An 8,214-nucleotide genomic window follows, 5' to 3' on the forward strand; every position below is an offset into this window, starting at 1 on the left:
CGCGCTGCGCCCCACCCCAGCTTCCGATGCCGACGCTGAGCGTCACGCGACCGGCATCGGCGACCGGGCGCAGCAGCCGCACCGCGCCGTCGGCATAGGGTTCGACGCCGCGTCGAACCACCGCCCCCGCCTGCCCATAGGTTTCGAGCGCGAATCCGGCGAGGAGTGCGGGCCGATCGACCCCGGCGACCAGCCCGATTCCGGTGCCGCTGCCGCTCGAGTCGAGCGCGATGCGCCGTTCGGCGACCACTGCCACCGGCAGCCCGCGCGGTCGCCATTCGACGCCGAGCGCCGCCTCGCGCCCCGGCCCGGCCAGCGGCGTCGCCAGCCGGCCGACCAGCGCGACCCGCCCGTCCGCCGCTACCGGAACGCGCATCCGTATCCCGGCCTGCCCGCCGCCCAGTTGCACCGGTCCGCCGGTCGCGACACCGGGGCGCGCCATCGCCCACAGGCTGAACGACGTGCCCTGGCGCGCGGGTGGTATCGGCAGTCCGACGCCGACCGGCCCGGGGGCGACCAGCGGCGCGGGGCCGGGTTCGACGGGGGCGACCAGTGCGAGTTCGATCGTCTCGGCGGGTCGGGCGTCAGGCAGGATCGCTGCAGGAGGCTTTGCGGCCGGTCGCGACCGCAGCGGGACGACCGGCGATGCGACCCACCGCGCGACCTGTCGCGACGTCCCGACTGCCGGCCGGCGCGGCAGCGCTGCCGCCACCGGGCGCACCACCCCGAGCACGTCCGGCACGATCGCCGTTTCGGGCCACAACAGCGTGACCCGCAACGCGACCCATCCGCCGCTGACCAGCATCAGGAAACGCAGCGGCCGCCCGCGTCCGGCGGGACCATGCGCACTCAAGGCAGGTTCAATTCGGCGGCGGTCGGGAAATGATGCGCGGTCTTGTCCCACACCAACGTGCCGCCGCGAAGCGACCTCAGATAGCGCATGATGGCGCGGCGCGCGGCGAGCAGCGCAATGCCATTTCCGACCAGCAGGCGCGGGACCGACCGCAGCGCTTGCCCACGGCCGTAATTGCGCGCGACCAGTATCGCGCGAATCAGCACGCGCCACGCCAGCAGCGCGAAATTGACGGCCAGCAGCCAGCGCATCGCGCTGTCGGGGACGGGCAATGTCGTTCCGGCGATCGCATGCGCCGTGCCCGCCAGCCCCCAGACCAGCAGCGCGAGATAGGCGAGCGCCAGCACCGGAATGGCAAGGATCGTGCGTCGGTCGCGCATCCGCATCCAGTGTTCCTGCACGCCCGCACCGCGTTGCCAGCCGGTCCGGTCCCACCCCGCCAAGGTGATGCCGGTCATCCAGCGCGCCTTCTGCCGGACGGCGGCGTCGAGCGTTGCCGGGAAAAAGGCGCGAACCGCGACCGGCGGTCCGCCCGGTGTCTCGAGGACGCGCACGAACAACCCGCGTCCGCCAAGCGCCCGCACCGTCAGCCCCAGCTCGTAATCCTCGGTCAGACTGGTTTCGTCGAACGGCAGGCCGCCGCGCACCCCGGCGATCCGCTCCAGCATCGCCGCCGAGATCGCGCATCCCACCCCGGCCAGCGGCAATCCGGCACGCAGCGCGGCGCGCACCGGCATCTGCCGGCCATGCGCCTCGGAAAATTCGTCGATATAATGACCCGATACCCAGCGGGAGGCGGGATCGGGCAGCGGCAGGACCGGCAACTGCACCGTGTCGGCGAACCGCAGCATCCGGTCGTACACGCGCAATTCGCCGGGATGCACCACATCCTCGGCGTCGTGCAGCACCATCGCGGTGAACGGGTGCCGTTCGCCCACGCCATCGGCGGTGGCTGCCCGCCACAGCGCGTTCAGACAATCGGCCTTGGTCGTCGGACCGGGCCGTTCGGTCAGCACCAGCCGGATGCGTCCGTCGCCATTAGCGACCGCCGCGATGGCATCGATCGTCGCGCGGTCGTTGGGATAGGCCCCGACATAGAGCCGCCAGTCGGGGTGGTCGATCCGCGCGATCGTGGCGCGCAGCATCGCGCCGATCACCGCCGATTCGTCCCATGCCGGCACCAGCACCGCGATGCGCGCCGAGCAGCTTTCGACCGGAAAATCGGCAAGCGTCAGCGCGCGCGACCGTCGCCAGCGACGGCGCAGCGCGCGGACCAGATAGGCGAGATCGACCGCCAGATCGTCGATGCCGCCGATCAGCAGCCCGATCGCGGCGGCCAGCATCGTCTCACGCACAATCGCATCGATCCACGGGATCGCCGTCGCCATCGTCCATCCCCCCGGATGCTCCATGGCGGATGTAATCGAATACGATCCGGCGTCACAAGCGGGGCAGCGCACCGTTCGGACCGAAACGGAATATTTTGCCGCCGGCCGTGAACCGTTCGCGCAAGCGGACGTTGGCGAAAACGGTCCTCAATCCCCTTTCGGGACTGGTGCCTTTGCGCACCGGCCGCGCCGCTCCGCAGCGGCGCGGCCGAACGCCGCCGTTACCAGTAGAATCCGCGAATCACATCGACCACCCGGCCCCGGCGATGATCGACGAGCACCACGTCGTTGTAATGCCGGACCCAGCGCTGGCCACCCCGGACCGGGGGCAGGCGATAGCGGCCCGGATCGGCGATCCAGTAGCGCTGCGCGTAATAGGGCCGGCCGATCGCGACGCCCGGACGGAAGCTCTGGTAGCGGAACGGCGCGTTCCAGTTGCCGCGCGCATAGAGGCTGCGGTGGCTGTTGCGATAGGGACGCCAGTCGCCGCGACCCCATGTGCGGTCGCGCCGGTCCTCGCGAAATTCGCGGCGGGCGCGGTTCAGGTCGCGGCGTTCGTCGCGAATGTCGCGGCGATCGCCATAGCGCAGCGCCTGGCGATATTCGCGCCGCTCTTCGCGAATATCCTGCCGGTCGCGGCGCAGCTCGTGACGCGACTGCGCCATGGCGGGGGCGGCGAGCGTCGGGATCGATACGGCGGCAGCCAGTGCCGCGAGGATCAGTTTGCGCATGGGAAAGCTCCTTCCTTCCGTGATGGCAGGAGGAATGCCCGAGTCGCCCTGAACGCTACGCGAATATGATTGTAATGCTACAGCAAGGCGGGCGGATCGTTGGGTCCGCTCCCCCGCCCAGCCCGAACCGTCAGTTCGGCCGCTGCGACGGTCCCGCCGTGCCCGGCGCGCCGACCGTGCCGATGTTGCCGAACAGATCGCTGAAGAAGTTCGATTCGCGGCCCAGCGTCGGGGTCTTCTTGTCCGACGGGCTGATGCCGACGACCTGATCGACGCCGGTACGGTCGATCGCGGTCACGTTGCCGCGCTGGTCGAACGTGATCTTCAGCGTCGTCTGGTCCGCCGCGCGCGGTCGGTTGAACGCGAAATTGCGGCTGTCGCGCGACAGATAGAACCATTCGCGGTCGGAGAATTGCCCGGTGAAGGTCGGCGTGCCGAGCGTCTGGAGCACCGACTGGCGCGTGTCGATGCCGGGCTGCACCGCGTTGACCAGATCGGGATCGATCACATAGCCTTGGTGGCTGCGCAGCTTCGTGCAGCCGGGCAACGCGACCGCGGCACAGGCGATCATCAGCGCCGCTGCGCCACGGGTGGGAAACCGAACCATAACTTCTCCGTCCTGCGAACGCGCGACCGGGCCGGCGCGCGTGTTGCATCGCGCGGCCATGCGTTCAATATGACGGACCCGCGCCATCCACAAGCGCGCCCTTCCTGTTCCATCCGGAGTGTCATGGTCCTCAGCCGCCTGTTCCGCCGCGAACCGCCCCCGCGTCAGGCCGCGACGCTCTATCAGGCCGTCGTCGCGCGCGGTCGCCTGCCGCACTGGTATCTGGCGGGGCGGGTGCCCGACACGATCGACGGCCGGTTCGACATGATCGCCGCGATATTGACGATGGTGATGCTGCGGCTGGAGCGCGAAGGCGCCGCTGCCGCCGCCTCCGCCAGTCTGGCCGAATGTTTCGTCGACGACATGGACGGGCAACTGCGCCAGATCGGTTTCGGCGACATGGTGGTCGGCAAGCATATCGGGCGGATGATGGCGATGCTCGGCGGGCGGATCGGCGCGTATCGCGACGGGCTGGCCGACGATACGCTGGGTGCCGCGCTGGTCCGCAACCTGTATCGCGGCGACGATCCGGGGCCGGAGGCGCTGGCCCATGTCGAACGCGAACTGCGCGCGCTGCGCACCGCGCTCGATCCCGTGACTCTCGACCATCTGCTTGCCGGAGACGTGCCGCAATGACTTCCGAATTCCACCGCCCGATCCGCATCGACCAGATCGGCGAAGGCGAATTGCGCCAGCGGATCGAGGCCGACGGCGACGAACGCCGGCGGCTGATGGGCCGGTTCCGGCTGCTGGCGATCGATTCGCTCGTCGCCGACTATGCGCTGCGCCGCGATGTCGCCGGCATCGTCGCGACCGGCCGGTTGACCGCTGAGGTCGCCCAAGCCTGTGTCGCCAGCGGTGAGCCAGTGCCCGAATCGGTCGACGAACCCTTCGTCCTGCGCTTCCTGCCCGAAGGCAGCATCGAGGGCGACGCCGCCGAACTCGACGATTCGGCGATGGACACGATGTTCTATACCGGCGCGTCGATCGATCTGGGCGAAGCGGCGGCGGAAACGCTGGCGCTGGCGCTCGACCCCTATCCGCGCAGCCCCGATGCCGAGGAGGTGCTGCGCACCGCCGGCGTGGTCCGCGAGGAAGATGTCGCGCCGATCACCGCGCTCGGCGGGTTGAAGGACCTGCTGACGAAATAAGCCTTTCCTTGGGCGGTGCTTATTGATAATCAGTCGCAATGTTATCCCCCGGTCTGTATCTCGCCCAACTGCCGCGTGCCGCCCGAGCGACAGTCGCATCGGTCGATTGGGAGCGACTGTCGCCCAGCGAGGCGCGGCGCCTGCGCGAATTCGGACTGGACGAGGGTGTCGACGTCGAACTGTTGCACCGCGCGATGCTGCGCGGCGGGCCGATGGCGTGCCGGATCGGGCGGATGACCGTGGCGCTGCGCTCGCATGTCGCCGGCGCGATCCGCGTGGCACCACTGGGCGGCTGACGGCACCCTTTACGTGAACCCCGCTCCCCTGGTTGCACTGGTCGGCAATCCCAATGCCGGCAAGACCGCCCTGTTCAACGCGCTGACCGGCGCGCGGCAGAAGGTGGGCAATTATCCCGGCGTCACCGTCGAGCGTCATTCGGGCCGGCTGGCGCTGAACGACGGGCGGCCGATCGAGCTGGTCGACCTGCCCGGCACCTACAGCCTCGACCCCAGCAGTCCCGACGAGGCGGTGACGCGCGACGTGGTACTGGGTCGCCAGAGCGGCGAGCGCGTGCCCGATGCGATGATCGTCGTCGCGGATGCCACCAACCTCGACAATCATCTGCGCTTCGTCCTCCAGCTTCGGTCGCTCGGCCGGCCGATGGTGCTGGCGCTCAACATGATCGACATGGCGACGCGCGACGGGCTGACGATCGATCTGGCCGCGCTGTCCGCCGAACTGGGCGTGCCCGTCGTCGCGACCGTCGCGGTGCGCAAGCGCGGGCTGGACGAACTGCGCTTGGCGCTGGGCGACATCCTGGCCGGCCCGCCGCGCAAGGCGGCGACCGACACGATCGAAACCGACATCCGCCATTTCCAGCGCGAGGCGCGGCGCATCGCCCGGCTGGCGGTGGTCGAACAGCCACGGATGCGCGCCGTCACCCTCGGGCTCGACCGGGTGGCGCTGCATCCGGTGGTCGGCCCCATCCTGTTGCTCGCCATCCTGTTCGTGATGTTCCAGGCGGTGTTCACCTGGTCCGAAGCGCCGATCGGCTGGATCGAGGGCGCGCAGGGCTGGCTGGCCGACAGCGCCACCGCCGCGCTGCCCGCCGGGTTCCTGCGCGACCTGCTGGTGCAGGGGGTCATCAACGGTGTCGGATCGGTCGTGGTGTTCCTGCCGCAAATCCTGATCCTGTTCCTGTTCATCCTGCTGCTCGAGGCATCGGGCTATATGGTGCGCGCGGCGTTGCTGATGGACCGGTTGATGAGCGGGGTTGGCCTGTCGGGCCGCGCGTTCATTCCGCTGCTGTCGTCGTTCGCCTGCGCGATTCCCGGCATCATGGCGACCCGGTCGATCGATGATCCCAAGGAACGGCTGACCACGATCCTGATCGCGCCGCTGATGACCTGTTCGGCGCGGCTGCCGGTGTATGCGGTTATCATCGGCGCGTTCATTCCGGCGCGCTCGGTGCTGCCCGGTGTCGGGTTGCAGGGGCTGGTGCTGCTGGTGCTGTACCTGACCGGTATCGTCGGCGCGGTCCTCGCCGCCTTCGTCCTGCGGCGCACCGCGACCAAGGGGGCAGGCGGCGGTTTCCTGATGGAGATGCCGCGCTATCAGCTTCCGTCGATCCGCGATGTCGCGATCGGGCTGTGGCAGCGCGCCTATGTGTTCCTGCGCCGGGCGGGGACGATCATCCTGCAGGTCACGGTCGCGCTGTGGATCCTCACCTCCTATCCGGTCGCGCCGGCGGGGGTGAAGCAGTCGGAATATTCGATCGCCGGGCGCATTGCCTCCGGCCTCGAAGTCGTGCTGCGGCCGATCGGCTTCAATCATGAGATGGCGCTGGCGGTGATCCCGGCGATGGCGGCGCGTGAGGTCGCGGTGTCGGCGCTCCAGACGGTCTATGCGATCGACGCGACGGACGAGGAACAGGGCGCGCAGGAACTGGGCGGGCGGCTGGCCGGCCGCTGGAGCCTCGCCACCGCGCTCGCCTTCCTCGCGTGGTTCGTGTTCGCGCCGCAGTGTCTCTCGACGATCGCGGTCGCCCGGCGCGAAACCAACGGCTGGAAATGGCCGGTGGTGATGATCGTGTATCTCTTCGCGCTCGCCTATATCGCGGCGGGTGCCACCTATTGGACGGCGGTCGCCTTCGGGCTGGGATAGGCCGCTATTCCTCGCGCTTCGCCCCGTCGAGCAGCTCCTTCGCCCGTTCGCGTTCCTGTGCCTCGGCCTGTTTTTCCGCCTTGGTCCGGCCGAATTTTGCGCGGTTGGCGTCGGCGGTGGCCGCCTTGGTCGCGGCGGCGCGCGCCTTGCGGACGTGGTTGAGGTTGATGACGTCACCCATCGCCGGCTCCTTCGCGCACAAACTGCGCCGAAACGGGGCGAAAGGGAAGGCGGATCATCCCATGGGATCGATTGCGGGAGACCGGTCGACGCAGTAGCCGCAGCCCCGAGCGATAAGGTGGAACGATGCGGATCACGGACGGGGTGCGGCAGGGAATCGGGGTGAGCCTGATCGCGCTGATGGCGGCATGCGGCGGCGGTGGCGGTGACGATGGGGACGGCACGGTCAGCGCACCGCCGCCGGTCGCGACCGTCACGCCCACCCCGACGCCCAGCGCCAGTAGCTCGACGACGCCGCCTGTGACCGGATGGTGGCGGCCGACCGCCACCGCGACGACGTGGCAATGGCAGCTCACGGGGACGCTCGACACCAGCTATGCCGTTACCGCCTATGACGTCGACCTGTTCGACACGCCGGTCGCGACGATCCAGAAGCTGCACGATGGCGGGCGGCGGGTGATCTGCTATTTCTCCGCCGGATCGTCGGAAAACTGGCGCAGCGACGATGCGCAGTTCGCCGCCGCCGATCGCGGATCGGCGCTCGATGGCTGGGTCGGCGAACGCTGGCTTTCGGTCACGTCCGCCAACGTCCGCCGGGTGATGCAGACCCGGCTCGATCTGGCGCGGACCAAGGGCTGCGACGCGGTCGAGCCCGACAATGTCGATGGCTATGCGAACAAGAACGGCCTCGGCATTACCGCCGCGCAGCAGCTCGACTATAACCGGTTCCTCGCCGGCGAGGCACATGCGCGCGGGCTGGCGGTGGGGTTGAAGAACGATCTCGATCAGGTGGCGGCGCTGGAGGGGGCGTTCGACTTCGCGGTCAACGAACAATGTCACGAGTTCGACGAATGCGCGATGCTCAAACCGTTCGTCACCGCGAACAAGCCGGTGTTCGTGGCGGAATACAAGGCGACCTATCGCAGCAACAGCGGCGGCGCGCGCGACAAGCTGTGCGCGACGTCGCGCGCCGAAGGGGTGCATACGCTGGTGCTGGCCGAGGCGCTCGACAACAGCTTCCGCTATAGCTGCGACGGCTAAGGGTTGGTTTGAAAACGCGCCGATGCGCGTTCTGCGGTGCCGGCCCGCTCCCCCACCCGGCCACCCACAGCGTACCCTCGATGGGTGGCCGGGTGGGGGA

General features: G+C 69.1%; 9 protein-coding genes. 5 read left to right on the plus strand and 4 right to left on the minus strand.

Annotation, left to right across the window (positions count from 1 at the left end):
• Window positions 1-849: 849 nt before the first annotated feature.
• The 3 genes from ASE78_RS15185 to ASE78_RS15195 form a co-directional block, all read right to left on the minus strand.
• The gene (locus ASE78_RS15185; protein WP_082467316.1) at window positions 850-2,241 is read right to left on the minus strand and encodes a glycosyl transferase family protein; all 1,392 of its coding nucleotides are present in this window, start codon (window positions 2,239-2,241) and stop codon (window positions 850-852) included.
• 221 nt (window positions 2,242-2,462) lie between these two features.
• Window positions 2,463-2,972: an RcnB family protein gene (locus ASE78_RS15190; RefSeq protein WP_056498250.1), complete on the minus strand. Its 510-nt coding sequence runs from the start codon at window positions 2,970-2,972 to the stop codon at window positions 2,463-2,465.
• A gap of 130 nt (window positions 2,973-3,102) precedes the next feature.
• A complete protein-coding gene (locus ASE78_RS15195) occupies window positions 3,103-3,579 on the minus strand; it encodes an outer membrane protein assembly factor BamE (RefSeq protein ID WP_055762467.1) in 477 nt (158 codons plus the stop codon).
• A gap of 123 nt (window positions 3,580-3,702) precedes the next feature.
• Between ASE78_RS15195 and ASE78_RS15200 the strand changes: the two genes are divergently transcribed.
• From ASE78_RS15200 to feoB, 4 genes are read left to right on the plus strand one after another with little or no spacing between them, the layout of a single operon-like run.
• Window positions 3,703-4,215 carry a ubiquinol-cytochrome C chaperone family protein gene (locus ASE78_RS15200; RefSeq protein WP_056498252.1) on the plus strand — a complete coding sequence of 171 codons (513 nt, stop codon included), beginning with the start codon at window positions 3,703-3,705 and terminating at the stop codon, window positions 4,213-4,215.
• Window positions 4,212-4,730: a YceD family protein gene (locus ASE78_RS15205; RefSeq protein WP_056498253.1), complete on the plus strand. Its 519-nt coding sequence runs from the start codon at window positions 4,212-4,214 to the stop codon at window positions 4,728-4,730. Before ASE78_RS15200 ends, ASE78_RS15205 begins: the two co-directional genes overlap by 4 nt.
• A gap of 38 nt (window positions 4,731-4,768) precedes the next feature.
• Window positions 4,769-5,026 carry a FeoA family protein gene (locus ASE78_RS15210; RefSeq protein ID WP_055762130.1) on the plus strand — a complete coding sequence of 86 codons (258 nt, stop codon included), beginning with the start codon at window positions 4,769-4,771 and terminating at the stop codon, window positions 5,024-5,026.
• 13 nt (window positions 5,027-5,039) lie between these two features.
• A complete protein-coding gene (gene feoB, locus ASE78_RS15215; RefSeq protein ID WP_056498256.1) occupies window positions 5,040-6,893 on the plus strand; it encodes a ferrous iron transporter B in 1,854 nt (617 codons plus the stop codon).
• A gap of 4 nt (window positions 6,894-6,897) precedes the next feature.
• On the opposite strand, the gene ASE78_RS18395 is transcribed toward feoB, so the two are convergent.
• Window positions 6,898-7,074 carry a DUF4169 family protein gene (locus tag ASE78_RS18395; protein WP_082467258.1) on the minus strand — a complete coding sequence of 59 codons (177 nt, stop codon included), beginning with the start codon at window positions 7,072-7,074 and terminating at the stop codon, window positions 6,898-6,900.
• Window positions 7,075-7,199: 125 nt separating this feature from the next.
• Between ASE78_RS18395 and ASE78_RS15220 the strand changes: the two genes are divergently transcribed.
• On the plus strand, window positions 7,200-8,114 hold the full coding sequence (locus ASE78_RS15220; protein ID WP_056498258.1) for an endo alpha-1,4 polygalactosaminidase: 915 nt from the start codon (window positions 7,200-7,202) through the stop codon (window positions 8,112-8,114).
• Window positions 8,115-8,214 lie beyond the last annotated feature (100 nt).

Origin of the sequence: Sphingomonas sp. Leaf25 (assembly GCF_001421635.1) — a bacterium.
GTDB lineage: Bacteria > Pseudomonadota > Alphaproteobacteria > Sphingomonadales > Sphingomonadaceae > Sphingomonas.

Excerpts from the sequence above, each read along its gene's own strand:
- ASE78_RS15205 (WP_056498253.1), top strand. The coding sequence starts at position 4,212 with ATGACTTCCGAATTCCACCGCCCGATCCGCATCGACCAGATCGGCGAA.
- ASE78_RS15185 (WP_082467316.1), bottom strand. The coding sequence starts at position 2,241 with ATGGCGACGGCGATCCCGTGGATCGATGCGATTGTGCGTGAGACGATG.
- ASE78_RS15195 (WP_055762467.1), bottom strand. The coding sequence starts at position 3,579 with ATGGTTCGGTTTCCCACCCGTGGCGCAGCGGCGCTGATGATCGCCTGT.
- ASE78_RS15190 (WP_056498250.1), bottom strand. The coding sequence starts at position 2,972 with ATGCGCAAACTGATCCTCGCGGCACTGGCTGCCGCCGTATCGATCCCG.
- ASE78_RS15210 (WP_055762130.1), top strand. The coding sequence starts at position 4,769 with ATGTTATCCCCCGGTCTGTATCTCGCCCAACTGCCGCGTGCCGCCCGA.
- ASE78_RS15200 (WP_056498252.1), top strand. The coding sequence starts at position 3,703 with ATGGTCCTCAGCCGCCTGTTCCGCCGCGAACCGCCCCCGCGTCAGGCC.
- ASE78_RS18395 (WP_082467258.1), bottom strand. The coding sequence starts at position 7,074 with ATGGGTGACGTCATCAACCTCAACCACGTCCGCAAGGCGCGCGCCGCC.
- ASE78_RS15220 (WP_056498258.1), top strand. The coding sequence starts at position 7,200 with ATGCGGATCACGGACGGGGTGCGGCAGGGAATCGGGGTGAGCCTGATC.